The organism is Photobacterium iliopiscarium (genome assembly GCF_003026395.1).
Lineage (GTDB): Bacteria > Pseudomonadota > Gammaproteobacteria > Enterobacterales > Vibrionaceae > Photobacterium > Photobacterium iliopiscarium.
In genome coordinates this window covers 61,012-84,820 of the sequence record NZ_PYOO01000006.1, presented here as the reverse complement: position 1 = coordinate 84,820, position 23,809 = coordinate 61,012, and the positions used below count along the sequence as shown (strand labels likewise).

Sequence of the window (23,809 nt, the reverse complement as noted above, 5' to 3'; positions counted from 1 at the left end):
GAACTAACATTATAACGATGTAAGTTATACTGAGTCGTTATTTATAGCTGCTAAAGGAAGGCTTAAAGTGAAATTTGAACAACGGTCAGGTCTACGCTGGTTGTGGCTAGCGATGATTATTTTTATGATCGATTATCTCAGTAAAATCCTCATTATGGGAACAATGATAGCCAATGGATCAGCCCCAATTAGGGTGTTGCCATTTATGAACTTTTATTATGTTCATAATACCGGTGCGGCTTTTAGTTTTCTGAGTACTGAAGGCGGATGGCAACAAGGGTTGTTCGCCCTGATTGCAGTCATTGCTTGTGGTTTTTTAAGTTATAAAATGCGACAGGCTTCAATCATCCAAACCGCACATAATATTGGTTGTGCGTTTATTATTGGTGGTGCGCTAGGCAATCTTTTTGATCGAGTCCAGTATGGGTTTGTCGTTGATTTTTTAGATTTTCATTATGAAAATCATCATTTTGCTATTTTTAATTTAGCCGATGTCGCTATTTTTTGTGGCGTATTATTATATCTATTTAGTAGCCGAAAAAAGGTAAGTTGATGTTTGAGGGTGGATTATAATTCGTTGGTGTCTATAAAACCCTAGTGTCCATACGTTGATACCCGCGACACTTTGTTGTTAAATAGTCGTAACTAAGAGTAGGGAATAATATATGTCAGTGATCAAGGATAATAGTGAAGTGTTGATGCACTTCTCAATCAAATTAGCTGATGGGACGGTGGCTGAATCGACGTTCGCTAATGCTAAACCCGTTATTTTTCGTATCGGTGATGGTAGTCTAACTGAGAACTTTGAAAAATGTTTATTAGGGTTAGCGGCGGGACAAAAGAAACAATTTGATTTAGCGCCTGAAGATGCCTTTGGTCCTTCAAACCCGAATAATATTCATTATGTCGAACTGAGTAAGTTTAGTGCCGATACGCCCGCAGAAGTGGGGCGTATTATCGCGTTTACTGGCCCTGATGGACATGATATTCCTGGAATAATCACACAAGTAATGGGTGATTCTGTCACTGTTGATTTTAATCATCCATTAGCAGGCAAGACTGTCACCTTTGAGGTCGAAGTTGTCTCCATTGAACGTTAAGAGCCATTATTGATGAAAATCTTACTCGCAAACCCTCGTGGTTTTTGTGCTGGTGTTGATCGTGCAATTAGCATTGTTGAGCGTGCATTAGAAATGTATCAGCCACCTATTTATGTACGTCATGAAGTGGTTCATAACCGTTTTGTGGTTGAAGGGCTTAAGCAGCGCGGTGCTGTTTTTGTTGAGCACTTAAGTGAAGTCCCTGACGATAATATTGTTATATTTTCAGCTCATGGAGTATCACAAGCGGTTAGAAATGAAGCCAAAGCGCGTCAATTAACGGTATTTGATGCCACCTGCCCATTAGTGACTAAAGTTCATATGGAAGTGGCACGTGCAAGTCGCAAAGCAATGGAAGTGGTATTAATTGGTCATGCGGGTCATCCTGAAGTGGAAGGCACGATGGGACAATATGCTAACCATGATGGCGGTATGTATTTGGTTGAAAAACCAGAAGATGTCGATATGCTCGTCGTAAAAGATCCGTCAAACTTACATTTTGTTAGTCAAACCACGTTATCGGTTGATGAAACCGCAGATGTTATTGATCGTTTACGCCATGTGTTTCCTGATATTCAAGGACCACGTAAAGATGATATTTGTTATGCAACGCAAAATCGTCAAGATGCGGTACGTGAAATGGCCGCAATGGTTGATGTAATGATTGTTGTTGGTTCTAAAAATTCATCAAATTCAAATCGATTGAGTGAGCTTGCGGTTAAATTAGGGACATCTAGTTATTTAACCGATAGTGCAGAAGATATTGATCCGTTATGGTTTGAAGATAAAGCAACTGTGGGTATTACTGCGGGGGCATCAGCGCCAGAAGAGCTAGTGAATCAAATTATTACGCGAATTAAGCAGCTCACAAATGCCACTGATGTTGAAGAATTATCCGGTCGTGAAGAAAATATGTTTTTTGAAGTGCCACGAGAATTACAAGTGAGAAATATCTAATACGGTGTTTGTTCATGATCAATGAGCCTCAGTGAAGACTGGGGCTTTTTTTATGATAGTCAACAAGCTACAGTGGAACATATTATTATGAATAGTGTAGGAGATACACACTAATGGTCAGAATTGCGATAGCCGGTGCAGCCGGACGAATGGGGCGTCAGTTAATTAAAGCGACAGTATTATCAAATGCGACGACATTAACCGTTGCGACTGAACGTGTAGGTTCAAGTTTAGTCGGTGCTGATGCGGGCGAGTTAGCTGGTATCGGTTTAGCGAATGTGGTGATTATTGATGATCTTAGCCAAGCAATTGATGACTTTGATGTATTAATTGATTTTACTGCGCCTATAGTAACGCTAGCGAATCTTGAATTATGCCTGCTACATCATAAAAAAATGGTTATTGGAACGACTGGTTTTAATGAACAGCAACGTCAAGTGATTGATGTTGCCGCGGAGCAGATTGCTGTCGTTATGGCACCTAATTACAGTGTTGGTGTTAATCTGGTGTTTAAATTACTTGAGAAAGCCGCCAAAGTGATGGGTGACTACTGTGATGTAGAGATCATCGAAGCACATCACCGTCACAAAGTTGATGCGCCATCTGGTACGGCAATTGGTATGGGTGAAGCGATTGCAGGAGCGATGGGGAATAAGCTCAGTGATGTTGCCGTGTATTCACGTGAAGGCATTACAGGTGAACGCAGTCGTGATGAGATTGGTTTTGCAACTATTCGAGCGGGTGATATTGTGGGCGAACATACGGCAATGTTTGCTGATATTGGTGAGCGAGTTGAAATCACCCATAAAGCGACTGACAGAATGACATTTGCCAATGGTGCAGTACGTGCAGCAGCATGGTTAAACCAAAAATCAGCGGGTTTTTATACTATGACAGATGTACTAGATCTGGATCGATTATAAAAATCAAATGCTATTATAACTGTCGATAACCTGCCTAATGGCAGGTTTTTTTATGCCTGAATAAATAATAAAGTGATTATTTTTATGCGCCATTAGTGGTTTTTTATGCATAAATGAGTGAGCGATCGGTAAGATTATCGCCTGTAATGTTAACCATAATGAAAGCGGTAAAAAAGACAAAGTTTTATTGTTTTTATTTGTCTTACGTGTGGTTTTTGTTGTTAGATTGCCATTTGTTTGCCATAACTCTGTCTATTTTATCGTTTGCGTTCGATTTTAATTTCAGTTAACGATATTGCAACCTTGGCAATCGATTACATTTTTACTAGCGCTATCAAATAGTCTTAAATATGTAATTAAAGTTATCATTTACAGCGTTTGAATTGAAATATGGTGTTTTGATGTGATTTTTTAAATTTAATTACGGTTAAATGTTGACAGATTGCTAACTGATCCATAGAATTTGCGCAATTTGTCAAAAATCAGTAGTTGAGGTTTTTTGATATTAAATGGAATGGGTAGTTGCAAGTTTATCTGTTTTAATTGCATTTTTATTTTTTGGAGGTTGTCTTGAGCAAATCTGCGCTGTTAGTCCTTGAAGATGGGACAGTGTTCCGCGGCGTGTCCATTGGGGCAGATGGTTCGGCTGTTGGTGAAGTTGTTTTTAATACCTCGATGACGGGGTATCAGGAAATTATCACTGACCCCTCTTACTCACAACAGATCGTAACTCTTACCTATCCCCATATTGGCAACACTGGCACTAATACTGAAGACGAAGAATCAACGGCAATTCATGCTCAAGGTTTGGTAATTCGTGATCTTCCTCTTATCGCTTCTAATTTCCGCAATGAACAATCCCTTTCTGATTATCTTAAATCGCAAAATATTGTCGGTATCGCTGATATTGATACGCGTAAACTAACGCGAATTTTACGTGAAAAAGGTGCTCAAAACGGATGTATCGTTGCGGGTAATCATTTAGATGAAGCTGCGGCACTTACTCAAGCTCAAGCATTTCCTGGTCTTAAAGGAATGGATTTAGCGAAAGAAGTGACCACAAACGAAACTTACCGTTGGAAACAAGGTTCATGGACATTAACCGGTGGCTTGCCTGCGGCGAAAGATGACAGTGAACTACCGTACCATGTTGTCGCTTATGACTTTGGTGCGAAAAGAAATATTCTACGGATGTTGGTTGATCGTGGCTGCCGTCTAACGGTTGTTCCTGCGCAAACAACAGCAGAAGAAGTGTTGGCATTAAATCCAGATGGTATTTTCTTATCAAATGGCCCCGGTGACCCAGCGCCATGTACTTATGCGATTGAAGCAACCAAAGTTTTCCTAGATAAAAATATACCGATTTTTGGTATCTGTCTTGGACACCAGATTTTAGCCTTGGCGAGTGGTGCTAAAACAGTGAAGATGAAATTTGGTCATCATGGTGCTAACCATCCAGTAAAAGATCTTGAACGTGATGTGGTGATGATCACTAGCCAGAACCATGGTTTTGCCGCTGATGAAGCAACATTACCTGAAAATCTACGTGCAACACATAAATCCCTGTTTGATGGCTCTCTACAAGGTATCCATCGTACCGACAAGCCTGCATTTAGTTTCCAAGGCCACCCAGAAGCTAGCCCTGGTCCCCATGATGCAGCACCACTGTTTGATCATTTTATCGAATTAATAAAGCTTTCTATTAATGAAACATGCAACGCCTAAGCCGGGAGTAGTAAAAAATGCCAAAACGTACTGACATTAAAAGTGTATTAATCTTAGGTGCTGGTCCGATTGTTATCGGTCAAGCGTGTGAATTCGACTACTCTGGTGCACAAGCATGTAAAGCGCTGCGTGAAGAGGGTTACCGCGTTATTCTGGTTAACTCAAATCCTGCAACGATCATGACCGACCCTGATATGGCGGATGCTACATATATAGAGCCTATTCACTGGGAAGTAGTACGCAAGATCATCGAAAAAGAACGTCCAGATGCAGTGTTGCCAACGATGGGTGGCCAAACTGCACTTAACTGTGCCTTAGATCTTGAAAAGTATGGCGTATTAAAAGAATTTAATGTCGAAATGATTGGTGCGACAGCTGATGCAATTGATAAAGCTGAAAATCGTTCACGTTTTGATAAAGCAATGAAGTCTATCGGTCTTGAGTGTCCTCGTGCTGATACTGCAACTACCATGGAAGAAGCCTATAAAGTGCTCGATATGGTGGGCTTCCCTTGTATTATTCGTCCGTCATTTACGATGGGCGGTACTGGTGGCGGCATTGCATACAATAAAGAAGAATTTGAAGACATCTGTTCACGCGGCTTAGATTTATCACCAACAAGTGAGTTGTTGATTGATGAATCACTGATTGGCTGGAAAGAATACGAGATGGAAGTGGTTCGTGATAAAAACGATAACTGCATCATCGTGTGTGCGATTGAAAACTTTGACCCGATGGGTATTCATACGGGTGACTCAATCACCGTTGCTCCGGCTCAAACACTAACGGATAAAGAATACCAATTAATGCGTAATGCATCGCTAGCGGTGTTACGTGAAATTGGTGTTGAAACGGGCGGTTCAAACGTTCAGTTTGGTATTAATCCTCAAGATGGCCGTATGGTTATCATTGAGATGAATCCTCGTGTATCACGTTCATCAGCATTAGCCTCTAAAGCGACGGGTTTCCCGATTGCTAAAATTGCGGCAAAACTGGCGATTGGTTTTACCCTTGATGAACTGATGAATGATATTACAGGTGGTGCAACGCCTGCGTCATTTGAACCGACCATTGATTATGTTGTAACTAAGATCCCGCGTTTTAACTTTGAAAAGTTTGTGGGTGCTAATGACCGTCTTACCACCCAGATGAAGTCTGTCGGTGAAGTAATGGCGATTGGTCGTAATCAACAAGAGTCATTGCATAAAGCATTACGCGGTCTAGAGGTTGGTGCAACAGGTTTTGACGAGATGGTTGATCTTGATGAACCGAATGCAATGAGTAAAATTCGTTATGAATTAAAAGCCGCGGGTGCTGAGCGTATTTGGTATATCGCGGATGCTTTCCGTGCGGGGATGTCTGTTGATGGTATCTTTAATCTAACCAATATCGACCGTTGGTTCTTGGTTCAAATTGAAGATATCGTAAAAGACGAAGCGCGTGTTAAAGCGGCGGGTTTTGCTGGTTTAAATGAACAAGCACTGCGCAGTCTAAAACGGAAAGGTTTTGCAGATGCGCGTTTAGCGAAAATATTAGGCGTTGCTGAAGCTGAAATTCGTAAGCTGCGTGACCAATTTAATATTCATCCCGTGTACAAGCGTGTTGATACTTGTGCCGCTGAATTTTCATCAGATACCGCTTACATGTACTCATCATACGATGACGAATGTGAAGCAAATCCAACCACCAAAGAGAAAATTATGATTCTTGGTGGTGGCCCTAACCGTATCGGTCAAGGTATTGAATTTGACTACTGTTGTGTACATGCATCACTAGCATTACGTGAAGATGGTTATGAAACTATCATGGTTAACTGTAACCCTGAAACGGTATCAACTGACTACGATACTTCTGACCGTTTATATTTTGAACCCGTCACACTGGAAGATGTATTAGCGATTGTACGTGTTGAAAAACCAAAAGGTGTGATTGTTCAATACGGTGGTCAAACACCCCTTAAATTAGCGCGCGCATTAGAAGCGGCTGGCGTACCGATTATAGGTACTAGCCCTGATGCTATTGACCGCGCTGAAGATCGTGAACGCTTCCAGCAAGCTGTTGACCGTTTAGGTTTATTACAGCCAGAAAACGCAACCGTTACAGCGATGGAGCAAGCGATTGAGAAGTCAAAAATCATCGGTTTCCCATTAGTTGTGCGTCCATCATATGTACTTGGCGGTCGCGCGATGGAAATTGTGTACGATGAGCAAGATTTACGCCGTTACTTTAATGAAGCGGTGAGTGTTTCAAACGAATCACCAGTATTGCTTGACCGTTTCCTTGATGATGCAATTGAAGTTGACGTTGATGCGATTTGTGACGGTGAGCAAGTGGTGATTTGTGGCATCATGGAGCACATTGAACAAGCGGGTGTTCACTCTGGTGACTCTGCATGTTCATTACCTGCTTATACGCTAAGCAAAGAAATTCAAGACGTAATGCGTGAGCAAGTGAAGAACTTGGCATTTGAACTTGGGGTTCGCGGTTTGATGAATACCCAGTTTGCCGTTAAAGATAACGAAGTTTATTTAATTGAAGTTAACCCTCGTGCTGCGCGTACAGTACCGTTTGTTTCAAAAGCGACAGGCGTACCGGTTGCAAAAATAGCTGCGCGTGTGATGGCTGGTCAATCTCTTGATTCACAAGGTTTTACTAAAGAAGTTATTCCACTTTATTACTCAGTGAAAGAAGTGGTATTACCGTTTAATAAATTCCCTGGTGTTGACCCATTGTTAGGCCCTGAAATGCGCTCAACGGGTGAAGTTATGGGGATTGGTAATACGTTTGCAGAAGCGTTTGCTAAAGCTGAGTTAGGTTGTGGTAAAGAGTATCCATCATCAGGCCGTGCATTGCTTTCTGTACGTGAAGGGGATAAGAAACGCGTAGTTGATTTAGCGTCTAAGTTAATTAAACTAGGTTATCAACTCGATGCGACTCATGGAACAGCGGTTGTGTTGGGTGAAGCGGGAATTAACCCTCGCTTGGTCAACAAAGTTCAAGAAGGTCGTCCTCATATTCTTGACCGTATTAAGAATAATGAATACACCTATATTGTGAACACGGCTGAAGGTCGCCAAGCAATTGAAGATTCTAAAGTTCTTCGTCGTAGTGCATTGGCTGAAAAAGTGAATTACACCACGACCTTGAATGCAGGTTTTGCGACTTGTCTGGCACACACAGCGGATGACCGTAATACGGTAACTTCTATTCAAGAGCTACATGCAAGGATTAAATAATCGCACTTTAAGACGATTATTAGTAACACCATAAGTAAGAAGTCGGTCATGAAAATGATCGGCTTTTTTGTTTTTTATGGCGTTATTTTATTCGGCTTATTTGTGATTATAGGGCGGGTTATAAATGACTGTGATGTAAATAATGTTGTTATTAAGCGTGTTAAAAAAGCCCGTGTTATTGATGAGTACTGTTTTTGTTCTCATCAATAACGCGGGCTTTTGGGTTGTTGATATTAATTAACTAACAACCGTTTTAATCAGTAATTATTATACAGCGACGTATAGTATTGTTTTTCAAATTGATTGATTGGCGATAACGGGCTGGCTTTTAATTCAGCAACGGTTGGGTAATAGTTAGTTACCAGCTGTACAAACAATAATGGTTGGCCTGATTTGGTTTTAATAATACCGGCAAGGTTATAAGTACCAAATAACGATCCTGTTTTAGCAATAATATGATCTTTTAACGGAGCATTACGGACACTTTTACGATATTGAAGAGTGCCACTTTTACCTGCAACGGGTAAATCAGTGATTAATCCTAGTTTAGGATGATGATAAATGTAAGTAAGCACTTCCATTAAATCATGGGTATTTAAACGGTTATTGCGTGATAAACCTGAACCATCAACCATGATAGTGTTAGATAAATCAATATTGGCTTTTTGTTTTAGAATTGCCTTAATAGCCGCAACACCATTGGTATAACTACCTGCTTGATTAAAGTATTTAGCACCCATGGTTTTCGCAAGGTTATCGGCAAATAAATTATCTGAGCGTTTTAGCATAATATACAGCAGGGTGGTTAACGGTGCTGATTGATGGGTGGCAACAATCTTACCTGTAATGGTGTCATTACGTAAAATTTTGCCATCTAAACGTATACCAGCACGTTTCAATTGTTGTTTGATGATTGCTGTAGAATATAGGGTGGTATTTTGAACCGCAAATCGAAGTGGTAGTGGATCTTTCTTTGGTTGAATACAACCCGTGATATGGTAGTGATTGTTATCATTCGCTTGTAATGATAATTCACAGAATTGTTCTTTTTGCTGAGATTTCGTTACTACAATCGCATCATTTGTTGCCGTTACTGGCTGGTGGCTAGGAATATTTAAGCGTGTTTTAGCACCAAAGGCCATATTTGAATATAACGCACCTTCAAAACAGTTGTGCTCTAAAGTAATACTACTTGATGGCGCACTATAGCACTGTGTCAGCATGTCCCACGGTGAACCAACGGCATGTTCAAATCCAGTAAAGTGGCCGCCATTAAGATAAAGATTACCTTTAATGGTGCTAACGCCTTGTTGTTTGAGTTGACGTAACAGATTGGCAATATCACTACTTTTTAGTGTTGGATCACCATTAAAATCTAAAATAACATTATTACCTTGGGTTTCAAGGTTAGTGCTAAAACGGAAGTCATTACCTAAATACAATTTAGCCGCAAGTGCGGTTAATAATTTTTGCGTGCTAGCAGGGGCTTGAAGATGGCTTGCCTGATGCTGGTAGATAACCTTATTCGTCGTAGGGTTAACAACCAATAGTGAGGCGTCACTGCCTGTTGGCAACTGCTTGAGGGCTTGCTGAGGCGCAAATGCAGCAAATGAAGGCATGCTTGTTAGTAGCAAGGCAGAACAAATAAGTCGTTTAAGCATATCAGAATACAATTGTATAAATAGGGGTAGTCGTAATAATAGCTTTTTTAATGTCTTTAGTAAAAATGTACCGTCTAAGTGTTCAGTTGCGATTAAATAACAAAAAGCGCCGACCGAAGTCGACGCTTTTTTAGTACACTTTTAATTATTAAAATTAGAAGTCGTAACGAGCACCTAGAGCGAATTGGTCGTCATATAGAGATGCTGAAGGATTTGCTGTAATCTTCTCTGCATTTGCTTTGTTTAGTAGGTTAATAGTGTAACCTGCGTAAGCGCGGAAGTTAGGAGTAAAGAAGTAGGTAGCATCAAAGTCTAGCGCATTTGCCATCTTGTTGTTTGAATCTGTGTTTTCCATAAAGTTATATGTAGAACGTAGAACAACTTTATTGATTGTGTAAGCAGAAGCTAGAGAGAAACCTTGGTAATCAGTATTTGTAGCATCGTCTGCTGAATATAAGTAACCTACGTTACGTGCGTATTGGTATAGACCTGCAACGTATAAATCACCCATAGTGTAAGATACTGATGCGAAAGTTTGGTTTGCATCTAGATTGTTTTGAATGTTGTCGCCTTGGTTTTTCTGTTGGCCGTAACCAACACCCATAGCTAGACCGTTATTGAAATCATATTTAGTTGCAACAGAATAACCAGTAGTATTTTTCTGGCTATCGTCAGTTTTACCATTAGCAACGTAGTTAGCTTTAACAGTTAAACCACCGAAAGTACCTGTGTAAGCTAGGTTGTTTGATGTACGGTCAGCAGCAGCAATTTTATTACCTGCTTCGTTACCATAGTATTCCATGATATCGGTAAAGTCAGTTAGCATACCTAGAGAGCCGTCAGCCTTACCGTAAACGATTTGGCCGTAAGTATTGCTCTTAACACCTACATATAGGTAACGGTTGTAATCAGTTTCGCCATCAGCTGAGTTGCTGTCGTTATGTTCGCCATCAGTTGCTGATTGGTCTGTTTTGTATTCACGCTCCCAGAAACCAAGTGCAGTAAGGTCATCGTTGATTTTTGTTTTTGCATCGATGTTTGCACGAACACGTGAAGTATCTTGAATATTACCATTTAAGCCTTGAGCGCGAGCTTCTACACGGCCGCCGATAGCTAGGCTAGAAGTGTCGTCTGAATAAACTGTTGCCGCTGATGCTGCGCCAGAGAAAGTCGCTGCTGCTACTGCTAGAGCAATTAGGTTCTTGTTCATTGCCGAATCCTTTATATATAGTTTTTTTATAGGTTGCATTTCAATGCCAAATGCTATGGCGTTCTTTTTACTTGTGTCATTGATAATATGTTAGTAAAAAAAACTGAAAAATAGTTTATATCGAGTGTGTTTATGTTTTTTATTGTATTTATAGATAATATTATCAGTGTGTTATAGTAATAAGTAAAAGTTCTGTTTATTTTTTGTATTTTAGTTATATTTAGAAAATAATATATTTTTTATACTTAAAATAATTGTTTTTATTTTTAATAGTGTGATTTGACGCTCTTTTTAATGTTAATTATGCAATACGTTTTTTAATGTATTTAGCGGTTAAATTAAGAAAGTAAGTAAGCACTAACAATAAAGCTGTGTTAATTATTGTTACTGTCAATATTCCGCACGGAGATTTTTTGCGGTATAACAAAATAATTAGCAGAAAAATAACAGTTAAATGCGGATTATCATTTATCGATGATGATCTCTGGGTCATCTTTGTTTAAAATAAACCAAATCATTTTTATTCTGTCAGGCTAGCTATAGGCTAGGTTGACGCTATTTACCTGAAATTGGCGAGCGCTATCAGGTTACAGAGGCTATTTATTTATGGAAAAAGTACCAATGACTGTTCGCGGCGAACAAAAGCTGCTCAAGGAACTTGAGGTATTATTGAAGCGTCGTCCACTTATTTCTCAAGCAATTGCTGAAGCGCGTGAACTTGGTGACTTAAAAGAAAACGCCGAATACCATGCAGCACGTGAAGAGCAAGGTATTTGTGAAGCACAAATCCGTGATATTGAATACAAATTATCAGTAGCACAAGTGATCGATGTAAAAACCCTAACGAATACAGGTAAAGTTATTTTTGGTACAACTATCAAACTATTAGATTTAGATAGTGATAAAGAAATGATCTATTGTATCGTGGGTGATGATGAAGCGGACATTAAGCAAAACTTAATTTCAGTAAATTCACCGATTGCACGTGGTTTAATTGGCAAGTTGGCGGGTGATGAAGTACAAATTACGACGCCTGGTGGCTTAAAAGAATTTGAAATCATGGATGTACAATACGTTTAATGATTAATTGCAGTTTGTCGTTCGTAGAAATGTAGACTATGTTTGATAAATTAAGCGTTAACTTATTAATAACGGTAGAGTTTGTCGTTAGCAAAAAGAAATGATTGCCAACGACAGCTATAAAAAAGGCCGCTAGGCGGCCTTTTTTATTTGCGAGGAAGTTCGATTTTACGCGCTTCGCTTGGACGGTAAAGTACTAATGTTTTACCAATCACTTGTACTTTTTCCGCTTTAGTTTCGCGAATAATAGCATCAACGATTAATAGTTTAGTTTCACGATCTTCAGATGCTACTTTTACTTTAATCAGTTCGTGGTGGTTAAGAGCAAGGTCGATTTCGGCTAATACTGCTTCAGTAAGACCATTCGCACCCATAAGAACAACCGGTTTTAGGTTGTGAGCTAGACCTTTTAAAAATTGCTTTTGTTTTGTGCTTAGATTCATTATGACTCTATTTTTTTAGTTACAAGGGTTGAAAACGCGACATTCTACCGCCATCTACTCTAGAAGACTAATTTGTTTAATAGATGAGAGTCGGAAAATTTACAGTGATTATGTTGCACTGCACATTTTTAGGGCGCAATCTAGTGAATTAGGTGCGATAAAGTCTTTAGCCGACGTATACTTACTAAGTATGGCAACGCATTAGGTTTAGCATGAGTAGAAAAAAACAATCCGCTAGCTCCGGCCGGTGGTTAAAAGAACATTTTGACGATAAATATGTACAAGAAGCACAAAAACGGGGTTACCGTTCACGGGCTTTCTTTAAAATTGAAGAAATTCAAAATAAAGATAAATTATTAAGACCAGGCATGACAGTGGTTGACCTTGGTGCTGCACCAGGTGGTTGGTCACAGTATGCGGCAGAAATTGTAGGTGATGGTGGTCTTGTCATCGCTTGTGATATTTTACCAATGGATTCACTCCCTGGGGTTAATTTCCTTCAAGGTGATTTCCGTGAAGAAGCAGTATTAGAGGCTTTATTGACTCGCATTAGGCCAGAAATGGTTGATGTGGTGATGTCTGATATGGCACCTAATATGAGTGGTAACCTTGCATCCGACCAACCTCGAGCGATGTATCTTGTTGAACTTGCATTAGATATGTGTCGACAAGTACTTGCCCCGAATGGCAGTTTTACGGTAAAAGTTTTCCAAGGCGAAGGCTTCGACCAATATCTTGCTGATATTCGTAGCATGTTTAAAGTGGTCAAAATTCGTAAACCAGATTCCTCGCGAGATCGTTCGCGTGAAGTCTATATTGTGGCTACAGGTTACAAACTGTAGTAATCTACATTCATCTTTTAGTTATCGCGAGGTTAACACCTTGAGTGACATGGCAAAAAACTTGATTTTATGGCTGGTCATTGCTGTTGTTCTTATGTCTGTATTCCAGAGTTTCGGAACCAATAGTAATAGTACCAAAGGCCAAGTCGATTATACGACATTTGTCCGTCAAATCGGTCAGGATCAGATAAAGGAAGTACGATTCAATGATCGTGAAATCACAGTAACCAAACGTGATAATGCGAGCTATGTAACATACTTACCTGTCGCAAATGATCCTAAACTGTTAGACGATCTTATTAACGCAAACGTAGCGGTTGCGGGTACTCCACCTGAAGAGCCAAGCCTTCTAGCTTCAATCTTCATTTCGTGGTTCCCAATGTTATTGCTTATTGGTGTTTGGATTTTCTTTATGCGTCAGATGCAGGGCGGTGGTGGCAAAGGTGCCATGTCGTTCGGTAAATCTAAAGCACGTATGATGGGTGAAGACCAAATCAAAACAACTTTTGCTGATGTAGCAGGTTGTGATGAAGCCAAAGAAGACGTTAAAGAATTGGTTGATTACTTACGTGATCCAAGCCGTTTCCAAAAGCTAGGTGGTAAAATCCCAACAGGTGTGTTGATGGTTGGTCCTCCTGGTACGGGTAAAACTTTATTAGCAAAAGCAATTGCTGGTGAGGCTAAAGTACCGTTCTTTACTATCTCTGGTTCTGACTTTGTTGAAATGTTCGTTGGTGTGGGTGCATCCCGTGTCCGTGATATGTTTGAACAAGCGAAGAAAGCAGCGCCTTGTATTATCTTTATCGATGAAATCGATGCGGTAGGTCGTCAACGTGGTGCTGGTGTTGGTGGTGGTCATGATGAACGTGAGCAAACACTAAACCAGATGTTGGTTGAAATGGATGGTTTTGAAGGTAATGAAGGTATTATCGTTATTGCCGCAACTAACCGTCCCGACGTACTTGACCCAGCGTTACTTCGTCCTGGTCGTTTCGACCGCCAAGTTGTTGTTGGTCTTCCGGATGTACGTGGTCGTGAGCAGATTCTTAAAGTTCACATGCGTAAAGTACCGTTAGATGGTGATGTTAATCCGTCATTGATTGCACGCGGTACACCTGGTTTCTCTGGTGCAGATCTTGCAAACCTTGTTAACGAAGCGGCATTATTTGCAGCTCGTGGTGATAAACGCACTGTTTCAATGGTTGAATTTGAACTAGCAAAAGACAAAATCATGATGGGCGCTGAGCGTAAATCTATGGTGATGTCTGAAGATCAGAAAGCATCAACGGCATACCATGAAGCGGGTCACGCAATTATTGGTCGCTTAGTACCGGATCATGATCCTGTGTACAAAGTATCCATTATTCCACGTGGTCGTGCACTGGGTGTGACAATGTACTTACCAGAGCAAGATCGTGTAAGTCATTCTCGTGAATTCTTAGAATCTATGATTTCAAGTCTTTACGGTGGTCGTCTGGCTGAAGAACTTATCTATGGTCGTGAGAAAGTATCTACTGGTGCATCGAACGATATTGAACGTGCAACTGATATCGCACGTAAGATGGTGACTCAGTGGGGCTTCTCTGACAAATTAGGACCATTATTGTACGCAGAAGACGAAGGTGAAGTATTCCTTGGTCGTTCAGTAACACAAAGTAAGCATATGTCTGATGACACTGCGAAGCTGATTGATACTGAAGTTCGTATTCTAATTGATCGTAACTATCAACGCGCACGTCAAATTTTGGCTGATAATATTGATATCATGCATTCTATGAAAGATGCATTGATGAAATATGAAACCATTGATGCGGGTCAGATTGATGACTTAATGGAACGTAAAGCTGTTATCCGTCCACCGAAAGGTTGGAGTGATGAAGGTGATACGTTACGTAATGCACCAGAAACTGAAATTGCTCCTGATGAGCCAATCGGTGATGGTATTGATGCACTATCTGAGCAAGACGATACAGATAGCAAGCCTCAAGCATAATTGCTAAGTGAATAGAAAACCCTGACTTAGGTCGGGGTTTTTTTTTGTTGAAATTTGCGGAGTCATAGCATGATATTACGCAGTAAAAGTAAGACGCTTGATCTTACAACGCCTCAGGTTATGGGCATTGTTAATATTACCCCGGACTCATTTTCTGATGGGGGTAAATATCATCAATTAGAGCGTGCATTGCGGCATGTTGAATCAATGATCAAAGCGGGTACCGCAATCATTGATATTGGTGGTGAGTCAACACGTCCTGGTGCCGCTGATGTTAATGTTGAAACCGAGCTTGCCCGCGTTATTCCCGTTATTGAAGCGATTCGACAACGGTTTGATTGTTGGATCTCGATTGATACCAGCAAAGCGCAAGTAATGACTGAAGCCGTTAATGCGGGAGCCGATTTAATTAATGACGTGCGAGCATTACAAGATATCGGTGCATTGGAAGCTGCGGCACAAGCAAATGTTCCTATTTGCTTGATGCATATGAAAGGCCAACCGCGTACAATGCAGTCCGATCCAAGTTATGTCGATTTGATTGCAGACGTAAATCAATTTCTGATTGAACGCATTCAAGCTTGTGAGTCTAATGGTATTTCTCGCCATCAATTGATATTAGATCCTGGTTTTGGATTTGGTAAAACAATGGCACATAATTATCAATTATTAGCGCAACTTGAACTATTCCATCAATTTGGTTTACCGCTATTGGCAGGAATGTCTCGCAAATCAATGATATCGAAATTATTGAATAAACCTGCTGTTGATTGTGTTGCTGGAAGCTTAGCATGCGCCACTATTGCTGCAATGAAAGGCGCACAAATAATTCGAGTTCATGACGTACAAGAGACAATTGATGTTATTAAAATCTGTAATATAGTGGCGAATTATTCTAAATAATATAAATGTAACTTTATTACAGTGAATGATTGTAGCTAAAAGCACTATGCTAATTACAATCAATATACTTATAAAATAGAGCTAGGAGCGTAAAATGGCTGAACGTAAGTTCTTTGGTACTGATGGTATTCGTGGTTTTGTTGGTGAAGGTCCGATCACACCTGAGTTTGTAATGAAACTGGGTTGGGCTGCGGGTCGTGTATTATCACAAACGGGTACTAAAAAAGTACTAATTGGTAAAGATACTCGAATTTCAGGTTACATGTTGGAGTCTGCATTAGAAGCTGGTCTTGCAGCAGCAGGTTTAAAAGCGGCTTTTACAGGTCCAATGCCAACACCTGCTGTTGCTTATTTAACCCGCACATTCCGCGCTGAAGCAGGTATTGTGATTTCTGCATCACATAACCCTTATCACGATAACGGCATCAAATTCTTTTCGGCACAAGGTACTAAACTACCCGATGACGTTGAAGCGGCAATTGAAGCTGAAATGGAAAAACCATTAACATGTGTTGAGTCTGCATTATTAGGTAAAGCTTACCGTATTGATGATGCTGCTGGGCGTTATATTGAATTCTGTAAAGGCACATTCCCTAATCATTTGAGCCTTGAAGGGTTTAAGATTGTTGTCGATTGTGCGCATGGTGCAACTTACCATATCGCACCAAAAGTCTTTACTGAACTAGGTGCTGAAATTATTACTATTGGTTGCGAGCCTAACGGTGTCAATATTAATGATAAAGTAGGCGCAACAGATGTTGCTGCATTACAAGCTAAAGTATTAGAAGAAAAAGCTGACTTTGGTATTGCCCTTGATGGCGATGGCGACCGTGTGATCATGGTTGATGAGCTAGGTAATAAAGTTGATGGCGATCAGATCGCTTACATCATTGCTCGTGATGCATTACGTTGTGGTGAACTGAAAGGTGGCGTAGTTGGTACATTAATGACCAATATGGGCATGGAAGTTGCACTTAAAAATCTAGGCATTCCTTTTGTACGTGCAAAAGTGGGTGACCGCTATGTAATGGAAGAGCTACTAAAAAATAATTGGCTGATTGGTGCTGAAAATTCAGGTCACGTAATTCTGCTTGATAAAGTAACAACTGGCGACGGTATTGTGGCTGGCTTACAAGTAATGGCGTCTATTGTATCAAGCAAAATGAGCCTAAAAGAACTTAGTGATGGTATGACTATGTTCCCACAAGTATTAGAAAATGTTCGCTTCAAAGGCGAGAACAATCCTCTACTGTCAGAGGCTGTTATTGCAGCGACAAAAGCGGTTGAGAAAAAATTAGGTGATAATGGTCGCGTATTATTACGTAAATCAGGCACCGAGCCATTGATTCGTGTTATGGTTGAAGGCCAGAATGCAGTTGATGTTAAGCAATATGCATTAGATATTGCAAAAGCAGTAAAAGAAAACTGCTAAGTGCAATTGTTGATAACTACTTAATTTTTTAAGTATTATTCAATATGGTGAAGGCTGACTAATAAAATAGAGTCAGCCTTTTTATTTTGATGACTTTGTTTTTGGCTAAATGTTGTGCAAGTGGTTTGGAATATTCACTTTTTGAGTAAATATTACTTGTCACTGTCACGGGGTTTCGCTAGTATTCATTCGCTCTCTAGATAAGAGGAATGCGCTGGCACTGCTAATGCAAAGTCGGTATAGCAATTTTACCATAGGTGGAACCCATGTACGAAATTCTACTTGTGATTTATCTTGTCGCTGCGCTTGGTGTAATTGGCCTAGTAATGATTCAACAAGGTAAAGGCGCAGATATGGGAGCTTCATTCGGGGCTGGTGCATCAGGAACTTTGTTCGGCTCTAGCGGCTCAGGAAATTTTCTAACTCGAATGACAACACTTTGTGCAATCATTTTCTTTGCAATTAGTCTTGTACTTGGCAACATAAGTACAAAGAAATCAGCAGAGACAAGTGGTTGGGATAATCTTTCAGCTCCTGCTGCAACACAAACTGTTGAACAACCAAAGACTGTGACAACTGATAAAGTTATTACAGCAGAAAAAACGACTGAGAACACTGCTGAAACAACACCAGCAACAAGTGAAAAATCTCAGTAAGTAAAGATTTAGCCGAGATGGTGAAATTGGTAGACACGCTAGCATGAGGTGCTAGTGCCGCAAGGTGTAGGGGTTCAAGTCCCCTTCTCGGCACCATTATACTGGTTACTTGTAATAGTAACATCTGAACGGTATACTCTGTTCAGAATCGGACGCGGGGTGGAGCAGCTTGGTAGCTCGTCGGGCTCATAACCCGAAGGTCGTTGGTTCAAATCCAGCCCCCGCAACCACTTTCCTGAAAATAGACTATTCTTATTTTGAATGTTTGTTTTCTTACTAAAATACTTGCTTGCATGATTTTAGTAATCAGGGTCCAGTAATAAAAAACCCCGTATTCGGGGTTTTTTATTATCTGAAACATGACCATTCAGGTATTTACTGGGCTTTATGCCCTTTTTTTGTTTCCGGGGGGTTGTCTTGACAGCTTTAGAGACACAATTAACCGACTTACTTGAGCCTTCAGTTCAAGCTATTGGCTTTGAACTGGTAGGTTTAGAGTTTATCCGTGCTGGTGAGCACTCCACACTTCGCGTGTTTATTGACCATGAAAATGGTATTAATGTAGACGGTTGTGCTGAAGTGAGCCGCCAAATTAGCGCTGTAATGGATGTTGAAGATCCAATTACTGTTGCTTACCACTTAGAAGTGTCTTCCCCTGGATTGGAAAGACCACTATTCAAAGCTGCACATTACCAACAATTTATTGGTCATGAAGTTAGCTTAGTATTGAAAATGGCGATGGGTAACCGTCGTAAGTGGAAAGGTGACATTGTCGCTGTTGATGGCGAACTGATCACACTTAACGTAGATGGCAATGACGAGTCCTTTGCACTTAGCAATATCTCCAAGGCCAACCTAGTTCCAAAATTCTAACCGCTAAATTGGGGCATTAGAAATGAACAAAGAAATCTTGGCTGTCGTAGAAGCGGTATCCAACGAAAAAGCTGTTCCTCGCGAGCGTATTTTTGAAGCGCTTGAAATTGCATTAGCAACAGCTACTAAAAAGAAACATGAAGCAGAAATTGAAGTTCGTGTTGTTATCGATCGTAAAACAGGTCAATTCGAAACTTTCCGTCGTTGGAAAGCAGTCGATGAGGTAACTCAACCAACACTTGAAATTACGTTAGAAGCGGCACAGTATGAAGATCCAACAATCGTTCTTGGCGATTACGTTGAAGACGATATTCAATCTGTAACGTTTGACCGTATTACTACACAAACTGCAAAGCAAGTGATCGTACAAAAAGTACGTGAAGCTGAGCGTGAGCAAATTGTGGCACAGTTTATTGACAACGAAGGTGAGTTAATCACTGGTATCGTTAAGAAAGTAAATCGTGATGCAGTAATCATTGATTTAGGTAGTAACGCAGAAGCGGTTATCCAGCGTGATGATCAACTTCCTCGTGAAAACTTCCGTCCAGGCGATCGCGTTCGTGGTCTATTGTACAAAGTTGCACCTGAAGCACGTGGTTTCCAGTTATTCATGACGCGTTCTAAGCCAGAGATGCTATCTGAGCTATTCCGTATTGAAGTGCCAGAAATGGGCGAAGAACTGATTGAACTTATGGGCGCAGCACGCGATCCTGGTTCTCGTGCAAAAATCGCAGTAAAAACTAACGATAAGCGTATTGACCCAGTGGGTGCGTGTGTTGGTATGCGTGGCGCACGTGTTCAAGCTGTTTCTAGCGAGCTTGGCGGCGAGCGTATTGATATCGTATTGTGGGATGAAAATGCTGCACAATATGTTATTAATGCAATGGCACCTGCGGAAGTTGATTCAATCATCGTTGATGAAGACAACCACACAATGGATATTGCTGTACAGAAAGATAATCTGGCACAAGCAATTGGTCGTAACGGTCAAAACGTACGTCTAGCATCACAGCTTACTGGCTGGGAACTAAACGTAATGACAGTTGAAGACTTACAGAAAAAACACCAAGCAGAAGCACAAGCATCAATTGAAGTGTTTACTAAACACCTTGATATTGATGAAGATTTTGCAACTGTATTGGTGGAAGAAGGCTTTACTACACTAGAAGAAATTGCTTACGTTCCATTAAGTGAATTAATGAATGTTGACGGTCTTGATGAAGAGACTATCGAGCAATTACGTGGTCGTGCAAAAGCTGCATTGACGACATTAGCGCTTGCTAAAGAAGAAACGCTTGATGGTGTAGAACCAGCAGAAGATTTATTAAGTCTGGAAGGTCTTGAGCGCGAGTTAGCGTTTAAGTTTGCAGCTAAAGGTATTTGTACGCTTGAAGATCTTGCTGATCAAGGAACTGATGACTTGACCGACATTGAAGGCGTAGACGATGCAAAAGCGGGTGAGCTAATTATGGCTGCGCGTAACATTTGCTGGTTCAGCGACGAAGCGTAATCAAAAAAAATAAAGCAAGGGAGGAGCATTATGTCAGAGGTTACAGTTAAAACATTGGCGGAAGAAATTGGTACGCCAATTGACCGTTTAATTCAACAGCTTTCAGATGCTGGGATCGCTAAGAACGTTGATGAAAATGTAAGCCAAACCGAAAAACAGGCGTTACTTAATCATCTCCAAAAAGAGCATGGTAGTGACGGCAACACTGACGGCGCTCCAACTCGTCTGACTTTGCAGCGCAAGACACGTAGTACATTAAGTGTCTCTGGTAATGGTGGTAAGAGCAAAAATGTTCAAGTAGAAGTGCGCAAAAAGCGCACCTACGTGAAACGTTCAGCACTTGAGGATGAACAACGTGCAGCAGAAGATGCTGTTAAGCGCGAAGCAGAAGCTGATGCGCAACGTGAAGCTGATATGATTACTCACCAAGCCGCAGAAGAAGCAGCCAAACGTAGCGCACAGGAAGCTGCCACACGTCAAGCTGAAGAGCAACGTAAAGCAGATGAAACTGCTAAGCGTGAAGCAGAACAGAAATTGAAGCGTGCCGCTGAGGAACAAGCGAATCGTACCGAACAGGATAAGCGTAAGGCTGAAGAAAAAGCTAAGCGTACCGTCGCTGACAAACAGGCTAAGTTAGATGCTGAAGTACTACAGCATCGTCTGGAAGAGGAAGCCAAGCGAAAAGCCGAAAAAGAAAGTCAGCGTCAGCTAGAAGAGGCCCGCAAAATGGCAGAACAGAACGAGAAAAACGGGGTAAAACCTGAGCAAGCAGTAAGTATGGAAAAATCTGATTACCATATAACGACATCTACATATGCTCGTGCTGCAGAAGATGAACAAGACCGCAAAGAAGAAACTTCTCGCCGTCGTAAAAAGAAAAAACCAGCGGCTAAGCAAGACGAACGTGGTGGCCGTGGCGGTCGTAACCAACGTGGTCGCGGTAAGCCACAAATGAACAAACCAGCATCAATGCAACATGGCTTTGATAAAACAGCGCTAGTTGCTAAGCAAGATGTTGTGATCGGTGAAACGATCATTGTTTCTGAATTGGCTAACAAAATGTCTGTTAAAGGCGTTGAAGTTATCAAGGTAATGATGAAGATGGGCGCTATGGCGACTATCAACCAAGTTATCGACCAAGAAACAGCATCACTTGTTGCTGAAGAAATGGGCCACAAAGTTATTCTACGTAAAGAAAACGAGCTTGAAGAAGCTGTGCTTTCTGACCGTAATGCCGCAGACTTATTACAAGTTTCTCGTGCACCTGTTGTTACTATCATGGGTCACGTTGACCACGGTAAAACATCAACACTTGACTACATTCGTAAAGCACACGTTGCTTCAGGCGAAGCAGGTGGTATTACACAGCACATCGGTGCTTACCACGTTGAAACTGACAATGGTATGATCACGTTCCTTGATACTCCTGGACACGCAGCGTTTACCGCTATGCGTGCTCGTGGTGCTCAAGCGACAGATATCGTTGTACTTGTAGTTGCAGCAGACGATGGCGTAATGCCACAAACAATCGAAGCGATTCAGCACGCGAAAGCAGCTGGCGTACCTTTGATCGTTGCGGTAAACAAGATCGATAAAGAAGATGCAAACCCAGACGGCGTGAAGAATGAGCTAGCTCAATACGGTGTTATGCCTGAAGAGTGGGGCGGTGAGAACATGTTTGTTCACATCTCTGCGAAACAGGGTACTAACATCGATGGCCTACTAGAAGCTATCTTACTTCAGTCAGAAATTCTTGAACTTACAGCAGTTGAAGAAGGTATGGCATCAGGTGTCGTTATTGAATCACGTCTTGATAAAGGCCGTGGTCCTGTAGCAACTGTACTTGTTCAAGAAGGTACATTGCGTAAAGGCGATATCGTTCTTTGTGGTCTAATGCATGGTCGTATTCGTGCAATGCGCAACGAACAAGGTCAAGAAATCGAATCAGCAGGTCCTTCTATTCCTGTTGAGATCCTTGGTCTTTCTGGTGTTCCTGCATCAGGTGATGAAGCAACAGTAGTACGTGATGAGCGTAAAGCACGTGAAGTTGCACTTTACCGTCAAGGTAAATTCCGTGATGTTAAACTAGCACGTCAACAAAAATCTAAACTAGAAAACATGTTTGCTAACATGGAAGCTGGTGAAGTTGCTGAGCTAAACGTTGTGCTTAAAGCTGACGTTCAAGGTTCTGTTGAAGCAATTGCTGATTCACTACGTAAACTTTCAACTGATGAAGTTAAAGTTAACATTGTAGGTTCAGGTGTTGGTGCAATCACTGAAACTGATGCAGTACTTGCAGCAGCGTCTAACGCTATCGTACTTGGTTTCAACGTTCGTGCTGATACATCTGCACGTCAAACGATTGAAAACGAAAACCTAGATTTACGTTACTACTCAATCATCTACCAACTAATCGACGAAGTTAAAGCGGCGATGGGCGGTATGTTGTCTCCTGAGTTTAGACAAGAAATCATTGGTCTTGCTGAAGTTCGTGACGTATTTAAGTCTCCTAAGATCGGCGCAATCGCTGGTTGTATGGTAACTGAAGGTACTATCAAGCGTAATAACCCTATTCGTGTTCTACGTGAAAACGTAGTTATCTACGAAGGTGAGCTTGAGTCACTACGTCGCTTTAAAGATGACGTGCCTGAAGTTAAGAACGGTTACGAGTGTGGTATCGGCGTTAAGAACTACAACGACGTTCGCGTTGGTGACCAGATCGAAGTATTCGAAATTATTGAAATCCAACGTACACTTGACTAATAGTCAGTGTAGCTAGTTGTTTTTCAACATGATAATGATAATGGGGAGCTTCGGCTCCCCATTCTTTCAAGAGCATTATTCTTAGAGAGAGCAAAATAATGGCAAAAGAATTTAGCCGTACCCAACGTGTAGCTCAACAGCTACAAAAAGAATTGGCTGTGATTTTACAACGTGAAATTAAAGACCCTGCGATTGCAATGACAACAATCTCAAGTGTTGATGTCTCGCGTGATATGAACTACGCCAAGATTTATGTAACGTTTTTCCCTATCGGTGAACAAACGGCTGAAGGTAGTTTAGACGCGTTACGTGAAATGGCACCTTACATCCGTTCATTACTAGGTAAAGAAATTCGCCTACGTGTAACACCTGAACTTAATTTCATTTTCGATCAATCGTTAACTGAAGGTATGCGTATTTCTAACCTAGTATCTAAAGCGGTACGTGACGATGAAGATCGTCGTGGTGATGAAGACGAAGTAGAAAAAGGCGAGGAGTAAAC

19 protein-coding genes and 2 tRNA genes are annotated in these 23,809 nt (G+C 41.0%); 18 read left to right on the top strand and 3 right to left on the bottom strand.

What is annotated here, in order from left to right; all coding sequences use genetic code 11:
• The first annotated feature begins 67 nt into the window (after positions 1-67).
• The 6 genes from lspA to carB all read left to right on the top strand — a co-directional run bounded on the left by lspA (position 68) and on the right by carB (position 7,941).
• Positions 68-553, top strand: a complete 486-nt coding sequence (gene lspA, locus C9J51_RS11275; RefSeq protein WP_244907471.1) for a signal peptidase II — start codon at positions 68-70, stop codon at positions 551-553.
• Between the two features lie 112 nt (positions 554-665).
• A complete protein-coding gene (gene fkpB, locus C9J51_RS11270) occupies positions 666-1,100 on the top strand; it encodes an FKBP-type peptidyl-prolyl cis-trans isomerase (protein WP_045036060.1) in 435 nt (144 codons plus the stop codon).
• Positions 1,101-1,112: 12 nt separating this feature from the next.
• Entirely contained in the window at positions 1,113-2,057 is a 945-nt protein-coding gene (ispH, locus tag C9J51_RS11265) for a 4-hydroxy-3-methylbut-2-enyl diphosphate reductase (RefSeq protein ID WP_045036061.1), read from the top strand.
• A 113-nt stretch (positions 2,058-2,170) separates the two neighbouring features.
• On the top strand, positions 2,171-2,980 hold the full coding sequence (gene dapB, locus C9J51_RS11260; RefSeq protein WP_045039516.1) for a 4-hydroxy-tetrahydrodipicolinate reductase: 810 nt from the start codon (positions 2,171-2,173) through the stop codon (positions 2,978-2,980).
• Between the two features lie 570 nt (positions 2,981-3,550).
• Positions 3,551-4,705, top strand: coding sequence for a glutamine-hydrolyzing carbamoyl-phosphate synthase small subunit (gene carA, locus C9J51_RS11255; protein ID WP_045036062.1), 1,155 nt, complete (start codon positions 3,551-3,553; stop codon positions 4,703-4,705).
• Between the two features lie 17 nt (positions 4,706-4,722).
• Positions 4,723-7,941: a carbamoyl-phosphate synthase large subunit gene (carB, locus tag C9J51_RS11250; RefSeq protein WP_045039517.1), complete on the top strand. Its 3,219-nt coding sequence runs from the start codon at positions 4,723-4,725 to the stop codon at positions 7,939-7,941.
• A 257-nt stretch (positions 7,942-8,198) separates the two neighbouring features.
• Here carB and dacB read toward each other — a convergent pair whose 3' ends face one another.
• Positions 8,199-9,602 (bottom strand): serine-type D-Ala-D-Ala carboxypeptidase, encoded by a 1,404-nt coding sequence (gene dacB, locus C9J51_RS11245; RefSeq protein ID WP_045039518.1) that lies wholly within the window; start codon positions 9,600-9,602, stop codon positions 8,199-8,201.
• Positions 9,603-9,756: 154 nt separating this feature from the next.
• Positions 9,757-10,812, bottom strand: a complete 1,056-nt coding sequence (locus C9J51_RS11240; RefSeq protein WP_045036065.1) for a porin — start codon at positions 10,810-10,812, stop codon at positions 9,757-9,759.
• Positions 10,813-11,418: 606 nt separating this feature from the next.
• Between C9J51_RS11240 and greA the strand changes: the two genes are divergently transcribed.
• On the top strand, positions 11,419-11,892 hold the full coding sequence (gene greA / locus C9J51_RS11235; protein ID WP_045036066.1) for a transcription elongation factor GreA: 474 nt from the start codon (positions 11,419-11,421) through the stop codon (positions 11,890-11,892).
• Between the two features lie 146 nt (positions 11,893-12,038).
• On the opposite strand, the gene yhbY is transcribed toward greA, so the two are convergent.
• On the bottom strand, positions 12,039-12,335 hold the full coding sequence (gene yhbY, locus C9J51_RS11230) for a ribosome assembly RNA-binding protein YhbY (protein ID WP_045036067.1): 297 nt from the start codon (positions 12,333-12,335) through the stop codon (positions 12,039-12,041).
• Positions 12,336-12,547: 212 nt separating this feature from the next.
• Between yhbY and rlmE the strand changes: the two genes are divergently transcribed.
• The 11 genes from rlmE to rbfA all read left to right on the top strand — a co-directional run bounded on the left by rlmE (position 12,548) and on the right by rbfA (position 23,807).
• Positions 12,548-13,177 carry a 23S rRNA (uridine(2552)-2'-O)-methyltransferase RlmE gene (rlmE, locus tag C9J51_RS11225; RefSeq protein WP_045036068.1) on the top strand — a complete coding sequence of 210 codons (630 nt, stop codon included), beginning with the start codon at positions 12,548-12,550 and terminating at the stop codon, positions 13,175-13,177.
• Between the two features lie 49 nt (positions 13,178-13,226).
• The gene (gene ftsH, locus C9J51_RS11220; protein WP_045039519.1) at positions 13,227-15,170 is read left to right on the top strand and encodes an ATP-dependent zinc metalloprotease FtsH; all 1,944 of its coding nucleotides are present in this window, start codon (positions 13,227-13,229) and stop codon (positions 15,168-15,170) included.
• Between the two features lie 69 nt (positions 15,171-15,239).
• Positions 15,240-16,073, top strand: coding sequence for a dihydropteroate synthase (folP, locus tag C9J51_RS11215; RefSeq protein ID WP_045036070.1), 834 nt, complete (start codon positions 15,240-15,242; stop codon positions 16,071-16,073).
• 94 nt (positions 16,074-16,167) lie between these two features.
• A complete protein-coding gene (glmM, locus tag C9J51_RS11210; RefSeq protein ID WP_107275096.1) occupies positions 16,168-17,505 on the top strand; it encodes a phosphoglucosamine mutase in 1,338 nt (445 codons plus the stop codon).
• Positions 17,506-17,771: 266 nt separating this feature from the next.
• Positions 17,772-18,161 (top strand): preprotein translocase subunit SecG, encoded by a 390-nt coding sequence (secG, locus tag C9J51_RS11205; RefSeq protein WP_082064130.1) that lies wholly within the window; start codon positions 17,772-17,774, stop codon positions 18,159-18,161.
• Between the two features lie 11 nt (positions 18,162-18,172).
• Positions 18,173-18,257 (top strand) — tRNA-Leu (locus C9J51_RS11200).
• A gap of 57 nt (positions 18,258-18,314) precedes the next feature.
• Positions 18,315-18,391 (top strand) — tRNA-Met (locus C9J51_RS11195).
• A 187-nt stretch (positions 18,392-18,578) separates the two neighbouring features.
• Entirely contained in the window at positions 18,579-19,034 is a 456-nt protein-coding gene (gene rimP / locus C9J51_RS11190; protein WP_045036072.1) for a ribosome maturation factor RimP, read from the top strand.
• 22 nt (positions 19,035-19,056) lie between these two features.
• Positions 19,057-20,544, top strand: coding sequence for a transcription termination factor NusA (gene nusA, locus C9J51_RS11185; RefSeq protein WP_045036073.1), 1,488 nt, complete (start codon positions 19,057-19,059; stop codon positions 20,542-20,544).
• 30 nt (positions 20,545-20,574) lie between these two features.
• Positions 20,575-23,307, top strand: a complete 2,733-nt coding sequence (infB, locus tag C9J51_RS11180; protein ID WP_045039521.1) for a translation initiation factor IF-2 — start codon at positions 20,575-20,577, stop codon at positions 23,305-23,307.
• 98 nt (positions 23,308-23,405) lie between these two features.
• Positions 23,406-23,807, top strand: coding sequence for a 30S ribosome-binding factor RbfA (rbfA, locus tag C9J51_RS11175; protein WP_045036075.1), 402 nt, complete (start codon positions 23,406-23,408; stop codon positions 23,805-23,807).
• The last annotated feature ends 2 nt before the right edge of the window (positions 23,808-23,809 follow it).

What these genes read in the sequence shown, in the direction of transcription:
- fkpB (WP_045036060.1), top strand. Translation starts at nt 666, where the DNA reads ATGTCAGTGATCAAGGATAATAGTGAAGTGTTGATGCACTTCTCAATC.
- ispH (WP_045036061.1), top strand. Translation starts at nt 1,113, where the DNA reads ATGAAAATCTTACTCGCAAACCCTCGTGGTTTTTGTGCTGGTGTTGAT.
- dapB (WP_045039516.1), top strand. Translation starts at nt 2,171, where the DNA reads ATGGTCAGAATTGCGATAGCCGGTGCAGCCGGACGAATGGGGCGTCAG.
- carB (WP_045039517.1), top strand. Translation starts at nt 4,723, where the DNA reads ATGCCAAAACGTACTGACATTAAAAGTGTATTAATCTTAGGTGCTGGT.
- dacB (WP_045039518.1), bottom strand. Translation starts at nt 9,602, where the DNA reads ATGCTTAAACGACTTATTTGTTCTGCCTTGCTACTAACAAGCATGCCT.
- C9J51_RS11240 (WP_045036065.1), bottom strand. Translation starts at nt 10,812, where the DNA reads ATGAACAAGAACCTAATTGCTCTAGCAGTAGCAGCAGCGACTTTCTCT.
- greA (WP_045036066.1), top strand. Translation starts at nt 11,419, where the DNA reads ATGGAAAAAGTACCAATGACTGTTCGCGGCGAACAAAAGCTGCTCAAG.
- yhbY (WP_045036067.1), bottom strand. Translation starts at nt 12,335, where the DNA reads ATGAATCTAAGCACAAAACAAAAGCAATTTTTAAAAGGTCTAGCTCAC.
- rlmE (WP_045036068.1), top strand. Translation starts at nt 12,548, where the DNA reads ATGAGTAGAAAAAAACAATCCGCTAGCTCCGGCCGGTGGTTAAAAGAA.
- ftsH (WP_045039519.1), top strand. Translation starts at nt 13,227, where the DNA reads ATGGCAAAAAACTTGATTTTATGGCTGGTCATTGCTGTTGTTCTTATG.
- folP (WP_045036070.1), top strand. Translation starts at nt 15,240, where the DNA reads ATGATATTACGCAGTAAAAGTAAGACGCTTGATCTTACAACGCCTCAG.
- glmM (WP_107275096.1), top strand. Translation starts at nt 16,168, where the DNA reads ATGGCTGAACGTAAGTTCTTTGGTACTGATGGTATTCGTGGTTTTGTT.
- secG (WP_082064130.1), top strand. Translation starts at nt 17,772, where the DNA reads ATGTACGAAATTCTACTTGTGATTTATCTTGTCGCTGCGCTTGGTGTA.
- nusA (WP_045036073.1), top strand. Translation starts at nt 19,057, where the DNA reads ATGAACAAAGAAATCTTGGCTGTCGTAGAAGCGGTATCCAACGAAAAA.
- infB (WP_045039521.1), top strand. Translation starts at nt 20,575, where the DNA reads ATGTCAGAGGTTACAGTTAAAACATTGGCGGAAGAAATTGGTACGCCA.
- rbfA (WP_045036075.1), top strand. Translation starts at nt 23,406, where the DNA reads ATGGCAAAAGAATTTAGCCGTACCCAACGTGTAGCTCAACAGCTACAA.